Source organism: Vibrio sp. bablab_jr001 (assembly GCF_016464285.1).
GTDB lineage: Bacteria > Pseudomonadota > Gammaproteobacteria > Enterobacterales > Vibrionaceae > Vibrio > Vibrio fluvialis.
This window is the reverse complement of record NZ_JACDWZ010000046.1, coordinates 445,514-469,749: the sequence shown is the minus strand read 5'-3', so window position 1 is coordinate 469,749 and position 24,236 is coordinate 445,514. Positions and strand designations below refer to the sequence as shown.

21 protein-coding genes and 1 tRNA gene are annotated in these 24,236 nt (G+C 50.3%); 7 read left to right on the top strand and 15 right to left on the bottom strand.

The window, feature by feature from the left end:
* Nucleotides 1–32: 32 nt before the first annotated feature.
* The 8 genes from JIG40_RS09470 to JIG40_RS09435 all read right to left on the bottom strand — a co-directional run bounded on the left by JIG40_RS09470 (nt 33) and on the right by JIG40_RS09435 (nt 7,651).
* Nucleotides 33–458, bottom strand: coding sequence for a VOC family protein (locus JIG40_RS09470; RefSeq protein ID WP_020329168.1), 426 nt, complete (start codon nt 456–458; stop codon nt 33–35).
* A gap of 126 nt (nt 459–584) precedes the next feature.
* Complete coding sequence (locus tag JIG40_RS09465) at nt 585–1,382, bottom strand: slipin family protein (RefSeq protein WP_020329167.1); 798 nt, start codon at nt 1,380–1,382, stop codon at nt 585–587.
* A gap of 10 nt (nt 1,383–1,392) precedes the next feature.
* Entirely contained in the window at nt 1,393–2,733 is a 1,341-nt protein-coding gene (locus tag JIG40_RS09460; protein WP_100267682.1) for a nodulation protein NfeD, read from the bottom strand.
* A 103-nt stretch (nt 2,734–2,836) separates the two neighbouring features.
* Nucleotides 2,837–4,477 carry a glycosyltransferase family 39 protein gene (locus JIG40_RS09455; RefSeq protein WP_199465232.1) on the bottom strand — a complete coding sequence of 547 codons (1,641 nt, stop codon included), beginning with the start codon at nt 4,475–4,477 and terminating at the stop codon, nt 2,837–2,839.
* Nucleotides 4,478–4,627: 150 nt separating this feature from the next.
* Nucleotides 4,628–5,038 (bottom strand): DUF2000 family protein, encoded by a 411-nt coding sequence (locus JIG40_RS09450; protein ID WP_020430283.1) that lies wholly within the window; start codon nt 5,036–5,038, stop codon nt 4,628–4,630.
* Between the two features lie 37 nt (nt 5,039–5,075).
* Entirely contained in the window at nt 5,076–5,675 is a 600-nt protein-coding gene (locus JIG40_RS09445; protein WP_199465231.1) for a LysE family transporter, read from the bottom strand.
* Nucleotides 5,676–5,732: 57 nt separating this feature from the next.
* A complete protein-coding gene (locus tag JIG40_RS09440) occupies nt 5,733–6,566 on the bottom strand; it encodes an AraC family transcriptional regulator (RefSeq protein ID WP_199465267.1) in 834 nt (277 codons plus the stop codon).
* A gap of 155 nt (nt 6,567–6,721) precedes the next feature.
* Nucleotides 6,722–7,651 (bottom strand): DMT family transporter, encoded by a 930-nt coding sequence (locus JIG40_RS09435; protein ID WP_199465230.1) that lies wholly within the window; start codon nt 7,649–7,651, stop codon nt 6,722–6,724.
* 93 nt (nt 7,652–7,744) lie between these two features.
* Between JIG40_RS09435 and JIG40_RS09430 the strand changes: the two genes are divergently transcribed.
* A complete protein-coding gene (locus tag JIG40_RS09430; RefSeq protein WP_199465229.1) occupies nt 7,745–8,638 on the top strand; it encodes a LysR family transcriptional regulator in 894 nt (297 codons plus the stop codon).
* Nucleotides 8,639–8,673: 35 nt separating this feature from the next.
* On the opposite strand, the gene JIG40_RS09425 is transcribed toward JIG40_RS09430, so the two are convergent.
* Entirely contained in the window at nt 8,674–9,591 is a 918-nt protein-coding gene (locus JIG40_RS09425; protein ID WP_199465228.1) for a ParB/Srx family N-terminal domain-containing protein, read from the bottom strand.
* A gap of 272 nt (nt 9,592–9,863) precedes the next feature.
* On the opposite strand from JIG40_RS09425, the gene JIG40_RS09420 reads away from it, so the two are divergent.
* The 4 genes from JIG40_RS09420 (at nt 9,864) to JIG40_RS09405 (ending at nt 13,991) form a co-directional block, all read left to right on the top strand.
* Entirely contained in the window at nt 9,864–10,613 is a 750-nt protein-coding gene (locus tag JIG40_RS09420; RefSeq protein WP_199465227.1) for a glycosyltransferase family 2 protein, read from the top strand.
* Entirely contained in the window at nt 10,600–11,253 is a 654-nt protein-coding gene (locus JIG40_RS09415; RefSeq protein WP_199465226.1) for a VTT domain-containing protein, read from the top strand. The genes JIG40_RS09420 and JIG40_RS09415 overlap by 14 nt, the downstream gene beginning before the upstream one ends.
* 16 nt (nt 11,254–11,269) lie before the next feature.
* Entirely contained in the window at nt 11,270–12,976 is a 1,707-nt protein-coding gene (locus JIG40_RS09410; RefSeq protein WP_199465225.1) for a glycosyltransferase family 39 protein, read from the top strand.
* A gap of 109 nt (nt 12,977–13,085) precedes the next feature.
* Complete coding sequence (locus tag JIG40_RS09405) at nt 13,086–13,991, top strand: CHAD domain-containing protein (RefSeq protein ID WP_158143366.1); 906 nt, start codon at nt 13,086–13,088, stop codon at nt 13,989–13,991.
* A gap of 62 nt (nt 13,992–14,053) precedes the next feature.
* Here the strand turns inward: JIG40_RS09405 and JIG40_RS09400 are convergent, their stop codons facing one another.
* The 3 genes from JIG40_RS09400 to JIG40_RS09390 all read right to left on the bottom strand — a co-directional run bounded on the left by JIG40_RS09400 (nt 14,054) and on the right by JIG40_RS09390 (nt 17,114).
* The gene (locus JIG40_RS09400; RefSeq protein WP_024374967.1) at nt 14,054–15,526 is read right to left on the bottom strand and encodes a methyl-accepting chemotaxis protein; all 1,473 of its coding nucleotides are present in this window, start codon (nt 15,524–15,526) and stop codon (nt 14,054–14,056) included.
* Nucleotides 15,527–15,539: 13 nt separating this feature from the next.
* The gene (locus JIG40_RS09395) at nt 15,540–16,058 is read right to left on the bottom strand and encodes a PAS domain-containing protein (protein WP_199465224.1); all 519 of its coding nucleotides are present in this window, start codon (nt 16,056–16,058) and stop codon (nt 15,540–15,542) included.
* A gap of 150 nt (nt 16,059–16,208) precedes the next feature.
* On the bottom strand, nt 16,209–17,114 hold the full coding sequence (locus tag JIG40_RS09390) for an AraC family transcriptional regulator (RefSeq protein ID WP_244662652.1): 906 nt from the start codon (nt 17,112–17,114) through the stop codon (nt 16,209–16,211).
* A 131-nt stretch (nt 17,115–17,245) separates the two neighbouring features.
* Here JIG40_RS09390 and JIG40_RS09385 point away from each other — a divergent pair, with 131 nt between their 5' ends.
* Complete coding sequence (locus tag JIG40_RS09385) at nt 17,246–19,405, top strand: TonB-dependent siderophore receptor (protein ID WP_199465222.1); 2,160 nt, start codon at nt 17,246–17,248, stop codon at nt 19,403–19,405.
* 105 nt (nt 19,406–19,510) lie between these two features.
* Nucleotides 19,511–20,566, top strand: coding sequence for an alpha/beta hydrolase-fold protein (locus JIG40_RS09380; RefSeq protein ID WP_199465221.1), 1,056 nt, complete (start codon nt 19,511–19,513; stop codon nt 20,564–20,566).
* A 124-nt stretch (nt 20,567–20,690) separates the two neighbouring features.
* On the opposite strand, the gene JIG40_RS09375 is transcribed toward JIG40_RS09380, so the two are convergent.
* From JIG40_RS09375 to JIG40_RS09365, 3 genes are all read right to left on the bottom strand, one after another.
* Nucleotides 20,691–20,764 (bottom strand) — tRNA-Cys (locus tag JIG40_RS09375).
* A 162-nt stretch (nt 20,765–20,926) separates the two neighbouring features.
* Entirely contained in the window at nt 20,927–22,372 is a 1,446-nt protein-coding gene (viaA, locus tag JIG40_RS09370) for an ATPase RavA stimulator ViaA (RefSeq protein ID WP_020329146.1), read from the bottom strand.
* A 9-nt stretch (nt 22,373–22,381) separates the two neighbouring features.
* Nucleotides 22,382–24,037 carry an ATPase RavA domain-containing protein gene (locus JIG40_RS09365; RefSeq protein ID WP_172558586.1) on the bottom strand — a complete coding sequence of 552 codons (1,656 nt, stop codon included), beginning with the start codon at nt 24,035–24,037 and terminating at the stop codon, nt 22,382–22,384.
* Nucleotides 24,038–24,236 lie beyond the last annotated feature (199 nt).

Below are 24,236 nucleotides of genomic sequence, written 5' to 3'. Positions count from 1 at the left end.
AACACACGGCTTTTGGTTTGTTGCGAGCAAAACTATTTAGCAAACAGCTGGCTCATATCTTTGAACGCTTTGAATTCCAACGCGTTGCCGCACGGGTCGAAGAAAAACATCGTGGCCTGCTCGCCAACCTGCCCCTGAAAGCGAATATATGGCTCAATCACGAACTCGACCTGATGCGATTTCAACCGCTCTGCCAGCGCTTCCCAATCGTTCCACGCCAAAACCACACCAAAGTGCGGCACTGGCACATCATGGCCATCGACGGGGTTGGTCACTGCCCGCTCCTGATCGGCCGTTTTCGGGTGGTAGTGAATCACTAACTGATGACCGAAGAAATTGAAATCGACCCAACTCTCAGCCGAGCGCCCCTCTTCCAGACCAAACACCTGATTGTAAAACTGACGTGCAAGCGAAACATCGTAAACCGGAATGGCCAAATGAAACGGCTGTAAACTCATGCAAACTTCCTTGGTTATGAATAGCATTATGGGGATGCGGTGACTTGCGCTATCTCATTGAAAAAGCGCAAATCACCACACTTAAAGATAGGCGATTTGCGCCAAGTTGCACGGCGGAAAATCTCGTTATGACTCGGGGTCTTTTTTGTCCGGCTGATTAAGTTTCTGAAACAAGCCTTCCATCAATGTCGTTGGCATGGGAAACAGAATGGTCGAACTTTTCTCACCCGCGATTTCCGTCAGCGTTTGCAGGTAGCGCAGCAATATCGCGTTGGGCTCTGCCGCCAGGCGATTCGCCGCTTCCACCAGTTTTTCAGACGCTTCCATTTCCCCCGAAGCGTGAATCACTTTCGCACGACGTGTCCGTTCCGCTTCGGCCTGACGGGCAATGGCGCGAATCATCGACTCGTTCAAATCAACGTGTTTGATTTCTACATTCGATACCTTAATGCCCCACCCTTCCGTGCGCGCATCCAGAATCGCCTGAATGTCCGCATTGAGCATTTCGCGGTTGGCCAGCATTTCATCCAGTTCATGTTGACCAAGTACGGATCGCAAGGTGGTTTGCGCTATCTGCGATGTTGCCTGGAGATAGTTTTCTACGTTGATGATCGCCTTTTGCGAGTCGACGACGCGAAAATAAATCACCGCATTGACGCGCACCGAGACGTTGTCACGGCTGATGACATCCTGACTCGGCACATCCATCACAACGGTGCGCAGATCCACCCGCACCATTTGTTGAATGACCGGAATGACGATAATCAGCCCCGGACCTTTGACCTTCTGGAAGCGACCAAGAAAGAAAATCACGCCACGCTCATACTCGCGTAAAATTCGAAACAGCCGCACAGCAATCAGCACGATCAACACCAGAAGCAGAATTGGTGTCAGCAGCTCAGTGTTTACTGGAATACCCGGCATAGCCGCCTCCTTATTTTTTGGTCACTTGTAAGGTCAATCCGTCTACGGCAATCACCCGAATCAGGTCACCTTTGCGCAGCGGAACATCGCTCAACGCTTCCCAACGCTCCCCATCGACATGGACAAAACCTTGGCCTTCAAAGCTATCGAGCGCCATGCCCTCCATACCCAACATCGCTTCCTGGCCGCTGACCACTTGTTTTCGTCTCAGCTCCATCACCCGGCTTAAAACGAAGATGATCAGCGCCGCCGAGACGGCCGCGATGCTGTAAATCAGCCCCAGAGACACTTGCAGTTCTGGCAAATCGCTGTCGATCAAAAACACCGAGCCGAGTACAAATGCCACGATCCCACCAATGCCCAGTAAACCGAAACTCGGCAGAAACGATTCGGCAATAAACAGTGCAATCCCGAGCAGCATGAGTCCCATGCCGACGTAGTTCACTGGCAGCAGCTGGAAGGCATAGAGCGCAATCAACAATGAAATCGCCCCGGTGATGCCGGCAATGCCGAAACTTGGGGTGTAAAACTCAAGCAGCAGACCGTACACGCCAATCATCATCAGGATATAAGCCACGTTCGGGTCGGTGATGGTGGCAAGAAACTGATTGCGCAGATCCGGTTCGCGAATCTCGAGTTGTGCCTTGTCGACATTGAGACTGACAGCGCGGTGATTCACATCCAGCGTTTGCCCGTTCACGGCATTAAGCAAATCCTGCGGAGATTCGGCCATCACATTGATGACATTCATCTCCAACGCTTCAATCGCAGACAACGTAGCCGCATCGCGCACCGCTTTTTCAGCCCATTCCACATTGCGCCCACGCAGCTGTGCCAGCGAGCGAATGTAGGCAATCGAATCATTGAGTACCTTTTTCTCCATCGCGGTCGGTTCGCTCGGTTTATCCTGCTGCTCACCGCCACCCGGTGACGGGCCGCCAATCTGAACCGGGGTTGCAGCGCCGAGCGTGGTCGCTGGCGCCATGGCAGCGATATGACAGGCATAGAGAATGTAGGTACCGGCACTGGCGGCGCGTGCGCCCGGCGGATAGACCAGACACAACACCGGAATGTCGGAGGCGAGAATATGTTGGTTAATATCACGAAGGGTCGAGCTGAGGCCGCCCGGGGTGTCGAGCGTCACAATCACGGCAGGAGCATTCACTTGCTGATTGGCGCGCTGAAGCTCTTTGATGACGTAATCCCCTACAGCAGGGCCGATGGCACCACTGATGGCGATCACTGGAACGGTTTGAGAAGGCGCCGCTGGCGCATTCGTTGTATCAGCCGTCGCCAGTGTTGAAAAACTCAGAAGGCTGGTGAGCAGCACTTCCATCACCCGACGATACATACGCAGTTCCGATACAAAACTCTACTTTGAGTGTAGTCGAACTGCACGTATTCGCCGGGCAATGTTGAGTCAGATACGAACGCGATGCCGCTATGACGAAAAGTTAAGAATCTTCCGCCACCACCAAATTATTGGTCTGGTTCTCTTGCAGTATTTTTTCAAGCATCTGGTTATCCATAATAAACAGCCACTTGCCTCGAAACGGTGTCATGTAGACGGCATTCTCTGCCATTGGGTCGGTTTTCTTACGTTGAATCCACACCGTATAACCCGGCTCCGTACTCAAAAACGCATCCCGCTGCTCTTTTGACCCGGAGATCAGATTCAACGGCGCTTCCAGTCTGCCTGCATAACCAAAGGTGTTGTGGTATTTACCGACAAACGACACGCTGGCACCTCTGGCTTGCAACTGATGAATATGACGACCAATGTCAGTCACGTCGTAAAGATTGTTCAAGATTGGTGACAGGCTGGCCAACAGCGCAGATAAGCTCAGCATCAGTGCGCCAAGGTTCAGCGCCAGACGTTCAAACGGCAGAGGCCTTTTCCACAGCAACAATGCCATGAAAGCAACAGGCAACAACGCCCAGCTTTGGTATACCTCGGTGATTTGCGCGCTGCGAAAGACTTTCTCGACCCACAATGGCGAGCTCAGAATCGCAATCGCGACAAAAACCAGCATGGCAATGACCGCAGGTTCCGTCGTGAATTTTTCAGGACTGAGGCGGTTCGCCACCCAGATAGCAGCGAAAGGAAACACCGGAAACAGATAGTGAATCTGCTTACCGCTGAAGCAACTGAATATGGCGACCACAATGACGAACAGCGCCAAACAGAAGGTATCGCTGCGTTCTCCCCCCAGCCAAGGGCGGCTGCGCCAGAAGCCCGTCAGGAAGAACCAAGGAAACAACAGCGCTGGCAATAGCATGACATACCAATAAAATGGCCTCGCATGGGCAAACGAATCCTGAATGCGCCCCGCAGATTGCCCCCAGAAGATGGCTTTGGCGTACTCCGCGCCACCGGCAATCGCAGCGGGAATCGCCCAGGCCAGAATGACCGCAATCGCAATGAATACGCTCTGCACAATCGCTTTGAAAAACGCTTTATTGATTCTTGACGGCGATGGATGCCATAAACGAACCAGAGCAATAAAGGGGATGAAATACACAAACACCACTGGCCCTTTGGTCAGCATGCCCAATCCCAGAAACACGCCGCTCAAACGAGCCCAAAAAATGCGATCGGTTTGTGCGAATTTCCACACGCTGATAACAGCGAGTTGGATAAAGACTGTGAGCATCAGATCAAACATGATCATACCCGAATACAAAAACCAGCCGAGAAAGCTAATCAGGATCAACGGGGATAACCATTTCGCTTGCGGTGAATCCGGATACACTTTTTGCGCAAGCTTGCTTACCAGATACAGGTTAATCAGTGAAAAACCCGGTACAACCATGCGGGTGACGGTTTCAGAGGTACCAAACAGCGCCCAGATGCAGCTGAATAGCCAGAACATGAATGGTGGTTTATGGTCGTAAGTCGCACCGTTGATGTGGGGCACCAACCAGTTGTTATCCAGCCACATTTCCCAGGCAACGGACACATAGCGTGTTTCATCAATTGGGAAGATGGGTCTGAATAAAACGTTCACTGAAATAAAAAACAGCGCAACCATCAGTGCCAAAACTGCATATTGAATGTTTGGTGCTATCGAGAACACCTGCTTCCTCGCCGACATTGAATCCCTTATTCACCCAGTAAATCCCAGGTAATTGATTGAATTTTATTATTAGTTCACCAAGGTGAACCTTTGATTAACTATAAATGAGTTTTATCTAATAAAAGGAATTAAATGTCGACTCTGCTGTTTACCGCACATCATGCATGTTCAATCATGCAACTTTGCTCCCTTAAACACTTTATCCACTTGTTTCTTATCACCAAACATCCCAAGCCCGACCAACGGTAATTGCTCGCTCGTGTATTGGCTGACCGTTTGGCGGTTTGCTTCGTCATGACCGGAGGCGAACATGTCTTCGACAAAAATCGCCATCTCTGCTTGCTGGCGATTCGCGCGCTGCACAAAAGTGGAGAGCTTTTCTCGGCTCGCTTTGAGCACGATGATCGGCTGCACGCACAGAGGCAGGTATGCATTGCCTGAGGCATCGCGATAACATTCCCCGGTTTTCACTTGCGGGCTACCGGTCACGCCGCCGGACAGAAAACTGACCACATTCAATTTCTGCCAAGTTGGCAAATCGTCCGCCACCACAATGGCGAATTTGGTATCAAACTGCATGCTATTTCCCTTTGAATAGACTTGATTCATGATGGTGTTATAAAAACGGGCTCAGCCCCATGCTCACGGCCACGAACATTAGAAACAGTGCCATAAGTTTATTGATTAGCGTGAGGTAACTCGCCTGACGAATGTTGTTGCCCAGCAATCGGCCGAAAATGAAATAAGACCAAGGCGCGCCAAAGGCAAACACTGCGAGCCCCACACACCAGGCAAACAGACTCACACCCGCAATCCCCGCCGCAGGAAATTGCACCGTCGCCACAGGCAGCGCAACCGTGATGCCTTTGGGATTGAGCAGTTGCATCATCAATCCATCGCGAAATGTCAGCGCGCGCACCTCACTATTTTTATCTTCACCAGTGTTGTTTTGACTCACTTGAGAGCGGAATATTTTGATGGCCAGCCAGAAGATATACAGCCCGCCCAGCACCGATGCACCTTGCAGCAGCGATTCGTTCATGATCCGCTCGCCAATCATGGCAACGCTGAAAAACAGGATGAACATCGCGACCGCAACACCGGAGAAGAAGCCGAAAATACGTTGTTGTTTTTGAATACCATTATTGAGGCCAATAGCATTCACCGGCCCAGGCGTGTACATCACGCCAAAGGCATAAAGAATTATGTCTGTCATGGGTCGCTCTGAGAGTGGTTAAGATTGACGAATCAGACGATCCGTTGTCGTTGATATTCAGCAGTTGCTGGTATGCAGTTGTCGCTGATATTGATGCGGCGTGATGCCAAAAACCCGTTTGAATTTACGATTGAGATGGCTAACATCAGCAAAGCCTAAGTCGATCGCCACATCCGACGCTTTGTCGCCCACTTCCAGCGCTTGCTTGGCGCGGTTCACCCGACAGTTGAGCACGTACTGATGCGGCGTCATGCCGAACTGTTCGTTGAACAGGCGAATAAAATGGAACTTCGACATATTGGCGGCTTGGCAAATGTCATCCACGCTCAGCTTTTGATCGAGGTTGCTAAGAATGTACTCTTTGGCGCGCAGCAAGAGTGTGTCTTTGCGGCCATGATAATGTCCGGCGTTGAGCGAACCGCCACCTAAACGAATTATCGATTGGGCAATCGCCAGCAGCGCTGCTTCTTCCTCTAACGCAGACAGCGTCGGCTGACGCATCATCTGGCTTAGATTCAGCACTTGATGGCGCAGCTGTTCATCATGAAACAGCGATTGCTTGAGACGCGCCTGATCGGGTGTAATTTGCCCCAAAGATTGCATCATCTCCATCAGCGTGTGCTGCGGAATGTAAAGCATCTCGTATTCCAGCGCCGAGCGTTCCCCGGCACAGCCGTCATGCACCTGCTCAGGATTGAAGATCATCACATTGCCCACATTGCTTTTGTGATACGTCCCGCCGCTGAAAAAATCCTGACGACCTTTGCGAGTCACACCAATGCTGTATTCTTCATGCGCATGCTTATCGTAGCTGAACTCCTTCATTCGGGCAGAAAAGGCGCTCAGACCATCGGTATGTTGGCTGGGAAGATACTGAAACTGCTCTTGCATGAGGTTCATTCACTCGCGTTAATCAATAAAGCCAGTATAGGAACGCACGCCGTGGTTGAATAGAACAAAATTGCGAACTTTCGCAGCGAGGACGCCAGAGACAAAAAAAGGCGAGAAATTCTCTCGCCTTTTGGATTTAACAAGCCACTCGACAGTCAAGCATCTGGGCACACTTTTGACTGGCGTTTAATCAAACGAAGACGTGGCAGCAACAAGCCTGCGATCACCACCGCAATCCCGACCAGTTGTAGCTGAGTGACCGCTTGACCAAGCATAAAAGAGGTCAGCACAGAGAAAATAGGCACAAAGTTGAAGAACAGCGCGGCATTGGCCGAACCAAGGTGACGCACACCGTTCAACCACAACAGATACCCCGCCACCGTACCAAACACACCGATGTACACCACTTCTGAAACCCCCAGCGTGCTGCTGTTCCACAGCTCGGCAAACGGGTGTACTTCTGGCGATGCCAGGCACATCGCACCAATGACGGCCGCACCACTTAACATGCCGACAAAGGTATAAGGAATCACTGGCATCCAGCGGCTGATGCCTTGGCTGAAGTAAGTGTAAAGACTCCAGGCCAGCATACCGCAGAAAATCAGTTTATCGCCGTGATTGATCTCCATCGAAAACAGCGTTTCCAAGTGACCGTTGGTGATCACCATCAGCACGCCGGTTAAACTCACCAGCAGGCTAAAACACTGGGCAAACGAAGGCAGGGTGCGCAGCGCAATACAGGCAATGAGCGACGTCATCAGTGGGCTGAGCGCCATGATCAATGAGCCGTTGGTCGCATTGGTGTACGCAAGACCAGTAAACAACCCGAGGTTCAACCCGCCAACCCCAACGGCACTGACCGCAATCACCCACAACCACTGACGCGAACTTAGCTGAGGCTTGGGCATCCGCGCCGCTTTGATATAGAGACCTAAGCAGGCAGCCGCAATCACAAAGCGCCAGAACACCAGTGTCAGCGCATGCACCTCGTCCAGCGCGTGTTTACCAATGGGAAAGCAACTGCCCCAAAAGAAGGTACAGATAATGAGCAGAACAATCGCTTTCATCGTTGAATCAGATTTCATCGTCACTCCGAATGACTTGTCAAAACAGTTTCACTAGTGTATTGATTTCAATAACTGGATAAACAAGCAAAATTAAGACAGTAAATGCCAATAATGAAACCTAGCTATTCGTTAGACGATTTGCGCTGTTTTTGTGCTGTAGCACGCTCCGGCAGCTTCAAAGATGCCGCCCAATCATTGGGTATGCCACTCTCAACATTAAGTCGTCGTATCCGCCAGTTGGAAGCCGATTTGCAGCTTCGTCTGCTCAATCGCGATGCGCATCGTGTGGTGTTAACCAGCACGGGTGAGCAATATTTCCAACGTTCGGTGGCGCTGTTTGATGAACTTGATGATATCGATGAAGATCTGCACCGGGATAAACATCAGCCACAAGGAAAAATTCGCATCTCTGCGCCGATCAATGCCGGTTCCCAGTTCTTGCGCACCATTTTTTATGATTTTCTGTTGCAGTACCCGGATATTCAGTTAGACCTGAGTTTTTCCAACTCTTTGATTGATATTGAAGCAGAAGGCATGGACGTGGTGTTTCGCGTAGGAAGCCCGGTGGTCGATAACTGGATCGCGCGGCCACTGAAACACATCCATTTCATTTTGTGCGCGCATCCCGATTACGATATTTCCACCATTACCACACCAGAGAAGCTGTGCGGGCATCCGACCATCATTTGTCGTCCGATGATTCCGTGGCAATTGGTGAATAAAGCGAGTGGCGAGGAATTTGATTATTACCCGCAGAAAGGTGTTCGTCTCGAAGTGGATGAAGTATTAATGCTTACCCATGCCGTGAAGACAGGGATTGGCATCGGCTATGTACCGGATTACTTCGCATTACCCATGATCGCCCAAGGGGAGATGACGCATGTCCTGCCCGACTGGAGCAGCAAAGTCAGAACACTGTTTATGCTCTATCGCGATCGAGACCACTTGCCGCTGCGGGTGCGTTTGTTCATTGAGTTCGTCATACAGCGCTTTGCAGTGAGCTAGCCTCGCCAACTCACTGCTTTTCATCGCTACACTGGCTATTGCTGAGCGGTTTTATAGCCCAACATGTAGCTCAGTTTACTGTTCTGTTTGCTGAGCTTTTTAAACTTCTTCGCATCAAAATGATCAAACTGTCCCATGGCTTTCGCCGACAGGCCAGAGCCGCCAATATCGTTACTCTGTTCAGCCAGGAGCAGCTTAGACGCCGCCTCGATGGCATTTAAGTAGCCTTGCTCGGTGTTGAGATCGAATGGCGCCAGCGGTAACTGCGGCTTAAGTTGCTTCGCCCAGTAAAATTCAAGAAACGGCACGGGCTGAGCTGGCTTGTCCCAACTGACATCGCGCGCAAAGTACATCAGTGAACGATACGGATCGTCGGCAAAGTTTTCCATACCGAGCATCGTTGGCAGTTGCTGATAAGAAATCGGTTGATCGCTGACATCAAACAGCCAGGTGTTTTTGTCCAGATCCAATTGTTTCCAGAACGCATCCATGGTTTTCAACCCACGATAATCTTTGTCCACCAGCACATTGACCGGAAACTCACTGCCACCACCTTCCATATGCCAGAAGGTATTAAAGGTATGATGACCATCGGTGAGATAGAGTTGACTGTTCGGCGCAATGACCACCGTTTTCATATCCTTGCGCTCGGCACCTACTGGTTCCTTGCACTCAAAACTGGTTGCAATGGCGGGTTGGGATTGCGCATCAAAATGGCTGACCCCCTTCTGACCGTTGGCTTCACAAATTTCATCAAATTGCTTTTCTGCATCCTGCTGATAGCGTCCTAACTTGTAATAAATCTGGTCATAGCCCACGGAAGGTTGGGTAGGTTTTAGTTCCGCCAGCATCACAGGGAGTACATCACCCTGATGAACCTTGGTCAGATCAACGGCCCAAGCAGATGTGTTTAACGTCGCAAACAACGTGAAAAGTAGTGCTGAATATTTCATTCTCTCAAATCCTTTAAGAATCGCGATGAGCAAGCTTAGTTCTGAGTTGTTACGGTTAGTTTACACAGAGACTTCAGTTGCTTAATCCATTTCGATACTTCAGTATTTACTTAAGTAATGGATTACCGCGTCACAATTGATAGTGATAACAACTAAATGCATTGAGCAATATGAAAATTAATTGTTCAATTTTATCAGTAGGCATTCACTTTTTTTTCACACTTTTGTGGCTAAACTAACGCAGTTCATACAAAAAGGATTTTTATTTCAATATGCAGCCTCAATTGTCAGTTGTTCTTCCCGCAAAAAATGAAGCCGGCAATATCGGCCCCCTGATTGAAGAAATACATCACGCGCTCAATACCCATATCGAATTCGAAGTCGTCCTCACGGATGATGGCAGTGATGATGCTACCGTACAGGAAGCGATCGACACCGCAACCAGACTGGACTGCGCGCTGACGGTCATGCGCCATCCCAAGAGTTGCGGTCAGAGTACTGCGGTGCATACCGCAATCCGTAACGCAAAAGGCAAGTTAATCGCGACTCTCGATGCGGATGGCCAAAACGACCCGGCCGATATCATTCCGATGCTGGACAAAGCCAGCCAGCTGACTGAGCCTCACTTCTGTATCGCAGGCTATCGCAACAAACGCAAAGACACCGCGTGGGTGAATTTCCAATCCAAAGTGGCGAACCGAATTCGTCAGGCGTTTCTTGCCGACGGTGTACCGGACTCAGGTTGTGGCCTGAAGCTCTTCCCTAAAGAAACATTTTTGTTGCTGCCCTACTTTGATCACATGCACCGTTTTCTGCCCGCGTTGATCCGTCGTATGAACGGTACGATTGTGGTCCACCCGGTTCATCATCGTCAGCGTTCTGCCGGGGTTTCCAAATACAATGTCTGGAATCGTTTGTGGGTGGGTATCGTCGACTTGTTTGGCGTGATGTGGCTGCGTCGCCGCACTAAATGGCCCGAAGTCGAACTGGCCTACACAAAAGTAGATTATGAAAATCGTTAAAATTGCGCTGTTAATCGCGATCGCTTTTCTGATCTATCGCGAATCCAACAGTGAACTTTGGCAAAACATCGCCGATGAAAACTGGGTGCGAAGCTACCTGATCAGTCATGGCATCTCCGGTACCATGGCCTTATTGCTGTTTGGTGCCGTGTTTACCGGTTGTGGCGGCCCGCGTCAGTTGATTGCCTTTACCTTTGGGTTTGCTTTCGGCAGTGTTTGGGGCACCGCGCTGTGTGTACTGAGTACGCTCGGTGGCGCGCTGTGCAGCTATTCGGTGGCACACTTTACTCTCAAGCCGACACTGACGCGAAAATTTGGTCGCCGAGTAGAGCAGTTCCGACAATTTGTCGGCTCAGCACCGTTTTCGAAAATCCTCATTATTCGCCTGTTTCCCGTTGGCAACAACCTGATTACCAATTTGCTCTCCGGCATTGCCAGTGTGCCGGTCAAGGCGTTCATCGGCGCATCACTGATTGGCTATCTGCCGCAAACTCTGATTTTTGCCTTGGCGGGATCCGGTGTCGGCTCCGCCAATGAATGGCAGCTGATTATTAGTATTGCGCTTGGCATCATCAGCATGGTGCTGACCGGGCATCTCTACCAGAAATACCGTAAATCACACACCAGGACGACCATCTAACAGGACTCTACCTTTTATGATCAAACAGATTTCTGAACGTTTTCATAGCGATGACTACTACAAAGTGCTCTCTTTGTTGATGGTTTTCGCTTTCATCATTATTTTTGCCGGTATTGGATTGCGCTCGCCCTGGCCTGCCGATGAACCACGCTTTGCTGAAGTAGCTCGTGAAATGGTGGTATCCGGAAACTGGTTTTTCCCGATGCGCGGTGGCGAGCTGTATCCGGACAAACCACCAGTGTTCATGTGGGCGATCGCTCTGGTTTACTCATGGATCGGCAATATGGACTGGGCGTTCATGATCCCGAACGCCTTAGCCGGCATGATTACTTTGCTGTGTGTTTACGACCTGGCAGCCAAGCTGTGGAACGTGCGCGTCGCACGCAATGCTTTCCTGCTGATGCTGATCGTGCCGCAGTTTGTATTGCAAGCCAAAACCGCTCAGATTGATGCGATGGTCGCCTGCTGGGTGACTCTGGCGATGTATGGTTTTGTTTATCACTTTTACATCAAGAAGAACTGGATTTGGTACTTTGCCAGCTGGGCCTTTATGGGGCTGGGCATCATCACCAAAGGGGTTGGCTTTCTGCCAGTCTTCTTCCTGATTCCCGTCATCATTCAGGCAATCCGCCATAAAACACCTTTCTCGTTGGCCAATGCTGTCAAATATGCGCTGGGGCCGCTAGCGATGCTGGCTGTGATTGCCATGTGGCTACTGCCGATGCTGCATTACGCCGATATCAGCGGCAATCCGGACTTTACTGCTTACAAAAACAATATTCTGTTTAAACAAACTGGTGAGCGTTACGCCAACTCCTGGGGCCACATCAAGCCATGGCACTACTACATCACTGGTGTGATCCCGCTGTTCTGGTTCCCGGTTCCGTTTATGCTGATGAGCAAGAGTTACTGGAAAAACTACCGCGCAACACCAGTGATTCAGTCACTGCTGATTTGGGTAGTACTGGTGATCATTTTCTTCAGTATCAGTCCGGGTAAACGCGGCGTTTATGTGCTGCCTGCCATTCCGATGCTGGTTCTCGCGGTATCACCATGGATGACCAATTTCAAACCGCATCGTGTTCTCAGCGGCTTTATTAAAGGCTTCCTGTGGCTGGTGTGCATTATTTTGTTGGTCGGTGCGGGGCTGGCGCTGTTTGATAGCCATATTATTACCAAGCACCTCGAAGATGAAATAGATACCACATCCCTGACTCTGTTTCTCGCCAGCGCTGGAGTGATTTGGACTCTGTTGCTGGTGTTTCTGCGTCGAAAATCAGTGTATTGCATTCTTGGTAGCGTATTGGCGTGTACCTGGTTGCTCTACAGCACCTGGGGATACACTTTGCTCAACCCGCTCCGAACGCCCGCTAAAGAGATCATGGCCGATGCCGCGCAGCAAATTGGTCAAGATGGCGAACTGGGTCTGGTGAAATTTAAGGAGCAGTTCCTGCTGTTCTCTCCGATTCCGTTGACGCAATTCAGTTATCTCGCAGAACCTGACCAGCAGTTCCGCAACGCTTGGTTGTGGATGAAAGAGAAGCCGAATCGTTTCATCATGATGGCACAACGTGATGACGTAGAATGTTTTGACAACAGCAAAGCCAAGTTACTGGGCTATGGCCACCGCCAAAGCTGGATGCTGTTTGGTCAGGATAGCCTGACGCCGACCTGTACACCGCCGGATCGCATCCAGCGCTATTCAATGCCCATGCCTCGCTAAGGCGATTGTGTCAGATAAAGACAAAACCGGGTCATTGGCCCGGTTTTTTATTGTCTGCCATGCGCAAGCGCTTTTCCGCGCGCTACACTCTGTGTACCGGAGGTGAATCATGCGCGAGTTTTCTCCCTTAACCCTGTCCAACCCGATTACGCAGCTTAGCAACGAGCCTGGCACACCCGCTTTCTGGCTGTTCAGTCAGTATCTCGTGAATGAGTTTCAACTTGCTCAGCTATACGAGCCGGGAGTTTTGCGTGATCAGGAGAGTGAATATCTTCATCAATATCGGGTCAGCCTGCGCCGCTGCCGCTCGCTCCTCTCAATCATGGCCGGGTTGTATCAAAGCAAACCCGTCAACCTGCTGTTGCAACAGTTCAAAACCTTGATGGAACCGACCGGGAAAGTACGTGATCTGGATGTATTTATTAACCCTCAATCACATGACGCCGCGATCTTCGCGAAGCTGACGCCGCTGCTACCTTTTGTTCAGACTGAACGAGCTCAGGCTTTTGAACTGCTCACCTTGTGGCTGAAAGGCAAAGAGTACCGGGAGTTGAAACAAGCCACCTACGCCAGTTTGCTTGACTGCGCCCAACATCCTAGTGATATGGGCCTCGGTGATATCGCCGAGTTCGCACAAACACAATGGAATGAGCACCATAAACGGCTTCTTAAACGCATCGACAAAGTCGATGCCCACAGCTCCGACGAAGCCATCCACAACGTGCGAATCGCGGGTAAAAAAGTACGCTATCTGGCCGATTTTGGTCTGGCTTTCAAACTTAATACCCGTTCTGGTTTGTCACTCAAGAAACTCAAACAGCTGCAAACTGAGTTGGGAGAATTCAACGACACCGCCAGTCAAATCGTCTTCTGTCGTGACCATCTGGCTCCTTTGCAATACGAAGTTCAAACCTCAGGAGCGATCGCGGAATTTATTGAGCATACGTTAGAACGTCATAAGCAGAACAAACAACGTATTCTCCACTCATTACACAAGCTTCATCGGCGCAAATAAGACATTAAAAAGCCGCAATGATGACACTGCGGCTGACGTTACTTCGTTGTCTTTGCGTTAAGTTAGCCGTGTTTTTCCGCCACCATGTCAGAAATACAGCCCATCACGTGGTTACTCGCTTTCTCGGCATCACTGATCGTAGCAATCAAAGAGTGCAGCACGCTGTCGTCATTGAGCCAGTCTTGTTTCACCAAGTCCATCGCCACATGCATTTTGCTGTGCACCTCTTTGTGATGGCTCGCTAGGCGGCGATAGGCAGGTAAGTCTTTGAATGACTCATAGCCTTCACCTTCGTAGTACCATTTACCCAAGCGACAATGATGGTGATCAACACTCACTGCATGCGCCTCATTGCCTTCACCGTTGCTCTCCAGACCGATGTAGCCATTTTGCATGTAGATGATGTGATCCAGTTTGACCAGAGTTGCAAACGCGATGTCTTTAGTTTGGTTGATCAGAGCAATGGTCTCCTGCGACGAATTCGCCACCTGATCAAAGTTGGTGTGGAAGTGATTCACTTCATCGCCCACCTTAGCGGTTTGCTCACCTACTGCCATAGTTTGCGACACCATATCTTGAATCTGTTCCGTCAACGACGTTACCACATTGCTGATTTCGGCTGTCGAGGAACGGGTGCGATCCGCCAGCATACGCACTTCATCGGCCACCACGGCAAAACCACGTCCCACTTCTCCCGCACGCGCGGCTTCGATAGCCGCGTTGAGCGCCAGCAAGTTGGTTTGCTCGGCAATATCAGTGATGATTTTAATCGTGTCTGAAATACGCACACTATTGCTGCCAAGGCGTTGGGCGGTCTCTTCCATGCTGGTCATGCGCTGGTTCATGTCTTCGAGCGCGTATTTCAGCTCTTTCACCGTTTCACGGCTGCCCTCCGCACCATCGCGGTTTTGCGTCGCAATCGACAGCACATCGTCCATCCTTTGCGATAGCGACACCAGTTCCTGCTGGTTGTTTTTCAGATTGACCAACAGGTTCGACGTGTTGATATGGTGCAACTCACTTTTCAAACGATTCTGGGTCGAAAAGATATGAGCATCGTGCATCGACCGAATTGCAATGTTGATGTTGTCCATCGTCGCGGCAAATTCGCCCGGCATACCATCGGATAAACCATTGCGATGAAATTGCTTTTGCGAAGTGCGCTGAAAGCTGTTCGACAGCTCTTTGAAGTTGGTTTCGACAATGTCGAGAAAATCGTTCAGTGCCCATGCCACCTGACCGACTTCACCCAAGCCTTTGGTTTGGGTGATACGTACGTGAATATTGCCTTGCTTGGCTTCTTCGAGCGCATCACAAATACGCCCCAGCACCATAATCGGGCGAATCTGATCGCGATAGGCATAAAACGCAAACCCGACAGTGAACACTGGCACCACTAAGTTGAGCCAATTAAATCCATACAAAAAGATATTGGCGATCGACAACCCAATGATCACTGCCACAAAGACGCAGCACAGCACCAGAAATTTTTGTCTGAGCAGCAGGATATTTTTACTGATATGACTGTTATTCATCACGCTGTCCTTTTTATCGATGCCGTTTGTACAAATCGAGAACGTATTGCTCGTAGCTCATGCCTTGCTCTCGCTCAACGGTGTTCACCATCCAGTTCCAGGAAAGCTCCGGAGCCTGCTTTCTGTCTGCGTGACGTTCCTTCTCAGACATCTGCTGATAGATTTTTTTGATGACCTCAATCGACTCTTTAGGCGGTGTGCGACGCACGGAATAGTAACCTACCGTTTTGCCATTAATGACGTCCGGGGTGATATTGGCGAAAACCCAATAGTAGTTTCCATCGGCGGTTGTATTTTTGACGAAACCAAAAAACTCCTGACCGGATTTGAGTGTTTTCCATAAACCATGAAAAACACCCCGGGGCATCGAAGGATGACGAATGATGTTGTGATTCTGCCCCAGCAGCTGGATTTCAGAGAAATTAGCGACGCGCATGAAAGTGCGATTCGCGTAGGTTAAACGGCCTTGAAGATCAGTTTTACTTATAATCATCTCGTCGCGGCCAAACGAGACTTCCTTTTCTGTGCTCACGATTACTCACCACTAGTGATAAAACCCACATAAACTATAGCGACAAATATATGGATTCATTTAACACTCGCAAGCAGATATGCAACAAAATCTGCAAACTACCACTTTAGGGGTATTAAATTAAGGCAATCGATTGCAAAAGATTATCTTTTACCTCCCCTTTTTCATGTGATTTGGCGAAAAACCGAACAGCTTACGAAACGCAGTAATAAAGTTGGCTGAATGCGCATAACCTGCTATTTCTGCCGCTTCCTGAATGGTGACACTGCGTTTTTCCAGTTTTACCTTAACTTGTTGCAGCTTACGCTCACGCAGGTAACGTTGCAGGCTCATGCCAAGCTCTTTTCTTGCCGCACGTTGCAGGGTTGAAACGCTCATTCCCAGCTCCTGGGCAATGGTTGTCAGCGGCATGTCGTCAACTTTTTCCTCCATCAGAAACATTTTCAGCCGGGTTGACTGGGCGTCATGGCGCAAAGACGACACAAACGACCGTTGCCTGATGTTCGTCATCAGGTTATCCCAGACCGCCAATGCAAATGCCTCACGCATCAGAGATTCCGCCGCACTTTGGCTGCTGGTCAGATTCAGCGCTTCCGCCATCTGGCCGATATGCGGTGGCAACGACCAGTCAAAACGACTCAAATGGCGGCTGAGCACCTGCTGAAAGTGCTCTCGGGTTTTGTCATTCATCGTCGTATCAAGCCAATGGGTTGAAAATGAAAGCACAATACTGCGGCTGCGCACATAGGCTTTGGCCGCGCCGCGCACTAATCCGGGTTCGAGGTAATTAATGGCCGTCGCGACGATCGGATCGGACTTATGGAAACGACACCCTTTGAGCTGATGAGTTTCTCCGTAGGTCATTAACGCCTTGCTCTCCAGCGGAATGGCAATGATCAACTGCGGCGGAATCTCGCGCTGAGTAGAAAAATCGGCCTTGTGTACGATGTCCTTATTGTGGAACAGAACTCCGTCCTGCACTTTCAGGTTTTCAACCCTGCCGGTAAACAAACCGCGCTGACGAACGTTGAACTCTCCGACCACTGAATTACTCATCACTACTTTGACCATTTTGAAAAACTAAATGAACAGAACGCAAAATATTGTCCCGATAATGAGTGATATATTAACGCCCACAAAATCAAATGAAAATAATTATCATATAGATTTAAGGAGTTAATCGCTTTATGGTGGTCTTTCAAAACAAAGCATTGAATCCAGTGGCGCTGGCTATTTCAGTTGCCCTTGGTTTCGCATCCCTTCAACCAGCGATGGCTGAAGAATCTCAGGACAAAGCCGACGAAACGGTTGTGGTTTATGGTAACCCGCTGTACGGCATGGCGCCGTCAGAAGAAACGGGCGGCTACAGCGTTGATTCTGCTACGGTAGGCACCAAAACACCCGCGGCATTGAAAGACATTCCTCAGTCGATCACTGTCCTGACCAACGATTACATTGAAGAACGTAATTTTGTCGCCGTGGACGATCTCGCTAAATACACCCCGGGCTTGCGCACTATGGTCAACGACAGTGGCCGCTCTTCCATTTTCTCCCGCGGCTACGAATACGATGAAGTGAACCTGAACGGTTTGCCATCCCCGATGCAGAGCAAATACGGTAACCTGCCTTCTCTGGCGGCGGTCGACCGCGTCGAAATCATGCGTGGTCCATCCGGCCTGTTCAACAGCACCAGTGAACTCGGCGGCGTGATCAACATGGTGTTGAAACGCCCAACGGAGGAATTCAGCGGTTCGGTGACGGCGCGTTACGGCAGCTGGGATCGTCATTACCTTGAAGCAGATATGGGAGGTTCACTGAATGAAGATGGCACCGTGCGTGGCCGCTTTGTTGTCGCGAACGCCGATATCAAAAACCAGGTGGATTACAACGACAACGATAATGGCACCTATTACGGCACCATGGAATTCGACTTGTCTGATACCACCCTGCTGTCGGTGTATGTTCTGCATCAAACCAAGGACATTGTGCCAACCAATGGGTTGCCAGCCTACAGCGACGGTTCAATGCTTAACGTCAGCCGCAGCACGTATTTGGGGTCTGCGGACGACAATTTTAACGCCAAGACCACTGACGTCGGCGCATCCTTGCAACACGCTTTCCCGAATGGCGGTGTCGGTCAGATCTCCGCGCGTTATATGGACCACGACATGTCGCTGGAGCAGACTTACACCAATGGTGCCGTGGATGCCGATGGCAATACCGGTCTGATGTTCAGTGCGCAGGCAAACCAACAGAAAAACGCAGCATTTGATGCAAACTACAGCCAGATGTTCGGCCTGCTGGGCCATCAAAGCGAGTTTGTCGTCGGTACGGATTACAAACGCTACGAATCAGACACACAGAGCTACACCAACCGCAAGTTCGCGTCGATTAACGTGTTTGATTATGATCCAACCAGCGTTACCACACCAACGTACAGCTACACCAGCAATGTCCATGAAGTGCAATCGGAGCTCGGCCTGTACGGTAAAGTGACGTGGCGTTTGCTGGAACCTCTGGCCGTCATCACCGGAGCTCGTGTTTCCTGGTACGATTTGGAAAGCACCACCACGACACTCTCTACTGGCGCAGAAAGCAGCGAAACCGATAGCTTTAATGGCAAGATCACCCCTTATGCCGGCGTAGTGTATGACCTGACTGATGAGCACGCGTTGTATGCGAGCTATTCAAAAGTGTTTAAGCCGCAAACCAGCCAGGACGGAAACGGCGACATGCTCAAACCACGTGAAGGCAACCAGTGGGAAACGGGCGTAAAATCGTCACTGCTTGATGGCCGTCTGAACACACGCGCCAGCGTATTCCTGATGAAAGACAACAATATCGCTGCGCAAGCATACGATGACAGCGGCGTCGCTATCACCAACACCTACTGGGCGACCGGTAAAGTGGAAACCAAAGGGGTGGAACTGGAAGCCACTGGCTACCTGACCCAAAACTGGATGACGATGACAGGTTATACCTTCACTGATATCGACGAAAAATCCGGCGACCACAACTCCAAATTTGATGCCATTCCTCGCCACTCACTGTCATTGTGGACTGATTACCATCTGGTAGACTGGGTGCAAGGCCTGCACATCGGCGGCGGTATGACCGCAGTGAGCGATTACTCCTTCACTAAGAATGGAGTGACCACACATCAGGGCGGTTACGCACTATTCGATGCCGCTATTCGCTACGACATCACCGACAATATGCAGGCGACGTTTAACGTCTACAACTTGTTTGACCGCGAATATTTCTACCGTGTCGGCACAACCACCACATTCAACATGTACGGTGAACCGGCGAACGTTATGGCAGGCTTCACTTATAAATTCAAATAACGCCTGTCTGCAGGGCGATAGCCCTGCTCTTCTTGATTGCAAAACCCAACCGGTGTTCACACCGATTGGGTTTTCGCACTGATTTACACTGGAACCCATCTGTTTATGAAGAAAATCATCACGACGCTCGCCGCCTTGCTGAGCTTGTCATCTGTCCAATCAGCCCCGCTCAACTACGCTCAGCTATACACTCATCACTCGTCGCTGCTCAACGAAGACCGCCAATACAGCGTCTATTTACCACAAGAGTATGCTCGCTATCCCAATCAGCATTTTCCGGTACTGTATCTGCTCGATGGCGATCAGCGCCTGTTGCAGGTTGCGGGGATCGTCCATTCATTTCGTTCCGGCCTGACGCCTGCGATACCGGCGATGATCATCGTCGCCATACACAATACGGATCGTATGCGTGATTACACCCCCAGCCATACCACTCAACTCCCCAATGGCGAATCAGCGGGCCCGAGCTATGCGCATACCGGAGGCGGACCCAAATTCCTGCAATATCTGACTCAGGAACTGCGCCCAGACATTGAACGCCAATTTCGTACCACTGCACCCAACCTGTTAGTGGGGCACTCTTTAGGCGGGCTGCTCGCACTCGACTCTGTGGCGCGCGACAAAGGCGCTTTTCAGGGCTATATCTCCATTGATGCCAGCCTATGGTTTGACTACCCAAGCAACTATCAGCGCATTGAACATGCGTTGATTACGCCGCTCAAACACCGCTCTTCGCTGTACATCGCCGTCGCCAATAACCCCTACACGCCAGGTTTTGGCCGCTCAGCCTTTCACCGCGATCATCTCAAAGCCTTCGCTGAGAGCGTCAACGCTCACCCGGCAGCCAATCTGGATGTCACTTTCCACTACTACGAAAACGACGATCACCACTCGGTCTATCATCCGGCGGTTTATCAAGGGTTACAGTGGCTGTTTCGCGGCTATCAGTTGGATCTCTCACCGGGCGAATTGAACCGTGACCAAGTCGTTGCCGATTATCAGGCACTCAACTCTAGGCTCAGTAGCCAGCTGACGCCAGATAGCGACTACCTCAACATGGTGATCAATAAAGCCAAACGTTGGCCGCAAATGCAAATTGATGCTAACCAGGCGCAAGCAGTGAAAGATTACTTTGATGGTGAGTCGCAGGCAGAGAAGTAAAGACAATACGGCGATTCGACCTTTAGCGGGTCGTCGTATTCAAACAAGAATCCGTGAAGCGCCGAATTTCAGGCATAAAAAAACCAGCATTAAGCTGGCTGGGACTTGATATTCAAGGAGAGAATGGAGGCGCGTCCCGGAGTCGAACCGAGGTTCACGGATTTGCAATCCGCTGCATGGCCACTCTGCCAACGCGCCTTACCTTGAACATCATTCGGGGCGTTCCCCGTTGCGTTCGCTGCACACTTTACGGATTGAGCGACGAGAGTCAAACAAAAAAATACTTTTTTAGTTCGCCTGCTGAGATTTACACCAGATTGACCAGTTCTTCAGCGCTCACGCCGCCTGAAACGCGTTATCTCACCACTTGCGCATTAAGCGCCCGACCAGATTAGGATGATAGTGCCAGCAGTGATCAAACATACTCATCAGCTCAGGGTTACCATATTTGGACAAACTGATGGCATGAAAGCGGTTCTTTTTCTGCTTCAGAAGCTGTACTTTGGCCAGAATTTCTTCGTCCTGTTTTGGCGCGATGAAATCGGAAATCACCACCATATCGGCGTTTTTGTAGCGGCCGCCCTCCATCAGCTCAATGGATTTGAGCATCACAGGTTCAAGATCGGTGCCGCCGTGAAACGCGTAACTGAGAAAGTCGCTCGCTTCACGCAAGCCGTCCTGACGGGTCAGTTCATAGGTAATGTGTTCGGTCGAAAACAGCATCACAAAGCAGTCGCGATCTTCGGCCAGCGCAATCTGCATCAGGGCATAAGCCATCGCTTTGGCACATTGCTCAGGAAACCCGTTCATCGAACCAGAGGCATCAACACACACAATGAAAGGACCTTTCTCAATATCGGCCTGCTTGTTATCCGGCCGGTGAGCACGCACTTTGCGCAGCGTGCGTGATTTACCCTGCATGCGATAGTTCATCAAACGTTTGTCGACCAAATGTTTGTAGAACACCACTTCCAGCTCAGGATAAGCCAGGAACATGGTTTCGTTGGGCAGCAGCTTGTTTAAATCGTCACTTTCATGAATGCCGACGATGTCATCGGTCGCCTCATCAGATTTCTCTTCCACCATTTGCAGCTCTTCGGCTGGCGCACGGTTAAGATCCGGATCATCAATATCGCTGGCCATACGACCTAACTGTTCAGCAATTTCCTGCAATCCCTGATTCTTTTTGAGAAACTCCGCGTGACGTTTCATCACCGAGATATCACCGCGACTCAGCTTGGCAGCCGCCATATCCCACAAGCGCCCGACACTGGCCTCGTCACCCGATTCGGTCACCTTGTCCATGTTACGGATGGTTTCCATGCGCTGGTAGAGATCGGCCAGCAGCTTTTCTTTGTTGGCTTCCAGCTCGAGAATCTGCGCCTGACGAATGGCATCAGACAGCGACTTGTACCACTGATCGCAAAAGAAATGAGCAAACATCGGGTTGTGAATGCCTTTGTTTTTTTCCAGCAGACGGCGGGCGGGCAAATAGAACGCCGAATGCCATTCCAGCTTTTTCACCACGTCAGGGATGCGTTCAAAGAAGGTCTCTTCATCCCAGTGAATCACTTCCTGATAGAGTCCTAATTCTTGCTGAAAACGCTCGGTTTCGCACACGCGGGTTATGCGTTTTTTCACGCTACCGCGCCATTTGAGCAGATGGCTTTTCACCGACGATTTTACGCCACGGCTTTCTGCCATCATCATGACCTGAGAACGACCCATTAAATCGCTGACGGCAGTATCAATGATCCCGGAGTCAGCAATCATCAGCGCGAGGTTCAGTCCGTCTACACCGAGCATTCAGGCCACCTACGAGAAGAACTGGTCAAGATTGCGAAAACGCTGCACGCTTTTCTCGCACTCGGTCTGAGTGCCTTCGAGCTGCTGCTGAAGCTGCTGCAATGTCGCTTCCATTGCGGTCGGCAGTTCCGGATCGATAAAGTTGTGTGGCAGCGCGCCGTGGAATTTAGAACGAACTTTACGCAAGTGGTGCTCAGCATGCTGCAGTTGCGTCACTGCCTGCTCGGCCTTGACCAACCAATCCTGATACAAAGAAGCGTCCAGACCTTGCGCTGTGACCAGTGACACCAGCACCGAACGGTTGGCAATGTCTTTGATCACCAGATTGTTGCTTGCATCCACATCAAAACGCAGACGGCACAGGTTGGTGTTCTGATTGACGTAACCATATACATCGCCACGGCCTTCTTTGATCACGCGCTCCAGTTCGTTCTTTGGCACGTATACCCAGCGGCTGTCACCTTTCTCCGACTCTGAAACCGACATGTTGCTTTGCAGCAAGACCAGTTTCACCAAGTCATACGCCGAACCGACTTTGTAGCTCTTGGCGTTACTGATGTCATATTGGTGGAATTGCTTTTTGATAAGACCGGTTGAGGTTTCCATCGACAACATCATGCCGAATTCAGATTCCAGCTCATCCTGAATCGCGGTGAGCTCTTCGCGGCACAGTTCGATTTGCTGCTCGACCTCAAGTTGGTCAAATGCATAGCGCAGCGCAAACTCGCGAATCACTTCGCGCACCACTTCACGAGATTCCGGGCTGTTCCACAGACAGTCTTGTAACAGCAGCAAATCGAGCGGATTGATCGCATCGCGACCATTAAAGAACGCGCTGGCTTTGAGCAGCTTCACTGCTTTTTTCCAACGGCGGTCAGACACATACACATCGGCTTGTGGCAGATGGCTATCCTCAACCGCCTTCTCCAGCATATTTTTCAGCTGATACAACTTCTCAAACACATCATCACTCAGCTCCAGCTTATCCAGTTGAGACTGCCATTGATGATACTCTTCGTCAGTGATCGCCAGCCCGTCAGGAATACGCGCTTCCTGCGGCGTACCGACGGTCAGCATGGATTTAAAGTTCTGCTTGTTTTGAATGCGGTTAACGAACACACGCACCAGCATGCGGTCATACAAGGCTTCAAGGCCACTGTCTTCATCCGGCAATTCGTTGGATGCAGAAACCAAAAGGCGCATCGGCACGCGTTCGATATCGCTACCGTTTTTGAACGTTTTTTCGTTAACGACGGTCAGTAGCGTATTGAGGATTGCCGGGCCGGCTTTCCAGATTTCATCCAGAAACACCACTTGCGCGGTAGGTAGGTAACCTTGCGTCAGACGCACGTAACGACCGTTGTCTTTAAGCTCTTGGATACTGAGTGGACCAAACACCTCTTCCGGCGTGGAAAAGCGAGTCATCAGATATTCGAAATAGCTGCTGTTATCGAACGCTTGGATCAGTCGTTTGGCGATTAAACTTTTGGCAATGCCCGGAGGACCGAGCAGAAATACACTCTCACCGGACAAAGCGGCAAGAAGACACAATTTGATGGTACTTTCACGTTCGTACACGCCATCAGACAGGGCTTTGGCTAATTTATTGATACGTTCTGAGAGAAGCGCCTTTTGTGCGTGAGAGGCAGAAGACGGATTGATCATAGAATCGCTCCACGGCAGGCTTGGACATTAGAATAATAGTAGAAAGACTTATACATTTGTTATCACTTTGTTACAAGTGTATTTTTATCTGAACGCATCCTTATATCAGATCTCCTTTCCCTGAAATATCACGGAATCAATGTTTGCAGATTTGAGAGTTAGCTCACTAATTAACCCTAATACAAACAAGGACTAAGTG

Bases quoted from the DNA above. Each gene is read 5' to 3' on its own strand.
- JIG40_RS09470 (WP_020329168.1), bottom strand. From the start codon at position 458: ATGAGTTTACAGCCGTTTCATTTGGCCATTCCGGTTTACGATGTTTCG.
- JIG40_RS09465 (WP_020329167.1), bottom strand. From the start codon at position 1,382: ATGCCGGGTATTCCAGTAAACACTGAGCTGCTGACACCAATTCTGCTT.
- JIG40_RS09460 (WP_100267682.1), bottom strand. From the start codon at position 2,733: ATGTATCGTCGGGTGATGGAAGTGCTGCTCACCAGCCTTCTGAGTTTT.
- JIG40_RS09455 (WP_199465232.1), bottom strand. From the start codon at position 4,477: ATGTCGGCGAGGAAGCAGGTGTTCTCGATAGCACCAAACATTCAATAT.
- JIG40_RS09450 (WP_020430283.1), bottom strand. From the start codon at position 5,038: ATGCAGTTTGATACCAAATTCGCCATTGTGGTGGCGGACGATTTGCCA.
- JIG40_RS09445 (WP_199465231.1), bottom strand. From the start codon at position 5,675: ATGACAGACATAATTCTTTATGCCTTTGGCGTGATGTACACGCCTGGG.
- JIG40_RS09440 (WP_199465267.1), bottom strand. From the start codon at position 6,566: ATGCAAGAGCAGTTTCAGTATCTTCCCAGCCAACATACCGATGGTCTG.
- JIG40_RS09435 (WP_199465230.1), bottom strand. From the start codon at position 7,651: ATGAAATCTGATTCAACGATGAAAGCGATTGTTCTGCTCATTATCTGT.
- JIG40_RS09430 (WP_199465229.1), top strand. From the start codon at position 7,745: ATGAAACCTAGCTATTCGTTAGACGATTTGCGCTGTTTTTGTGCTGTA.
- JIG40_RS09425 (WP_199465228.1), bottom strand. From the start codon at position 9,591: ATGAAATATTCAGCACTACTTTTCACGTTGTTTGCGACGTTAAACACA.
- JIG40_RS09420 (WP_199465227.1), top strand. From the start codon at position 9,864: ATGCAGCCTCAATTGTCAGTTGTTCTTCCCGCAAAAAATGAAGCCGGC.
- JIG40_RS09415 (WP_199465226.1), top strand. From the start codon at position 10,600: ATGAAAATCGTTAAAATTGCGCTGTTAATCGCGATCGCTTTTCTGATC.
- JIG40_RS09410 (WP_199465225.1), top strand. From the start codon at position 11,270: ATGATCAAACAGATTTCTGAACGTTTTCATAGCGATGACTACTACAAA.
- JIG40_RS09405 (WP_158143366.1), top strand. From the start codon at position 13,086: ATGCGCGAGTTTTCTCCCTTAACCCTGTCCAACCCGATTACGCAGCTT.
- JIG40_RS09400 (WP_024374967.1), bottom strand. From the start codon at position 15,526: ATGAATAACAGTCATATCAGTAAAAATATCCTGCTGCTCAGACAAAAA.
- JIG40_RS09390 (WP_244662652.1), bottom strand. From the start codon at position 17,114: ATGAGTAATTCAGTGGTCGGAGAGTTCAACGTTCGTCAGCGCGGTTTG.
- JIG40_RS09385 (WP_199465222.1), top strand. From the start codon at position 17,246: ATGGTGGTCTTTCAAAACAAAGCATTGAATCCAGTGGCGCTGGCTATT.
- JIG40_RS09380 (WP_199465221.1), top strand. From the start codon at position 19,511: ATGAAGAAAATCATCACGACGCTCGCCGCCTTGCTGAGCTTGTCATCT.
- viaA (WP_020329146.1), bottom strand. From the start codon at position 22,372: ATGCTCGGTGTAGACGGACTGAACCTCGCGCTGATGATTGCTGACTCC.
- JIG40_RS09365 (WP_172558586.1), bottom strand. From the start codon at position 24,037: ATGATCAATCCGTCTTCTGCCTCTCACGCACAAAAGGCGCTTCTCTCA.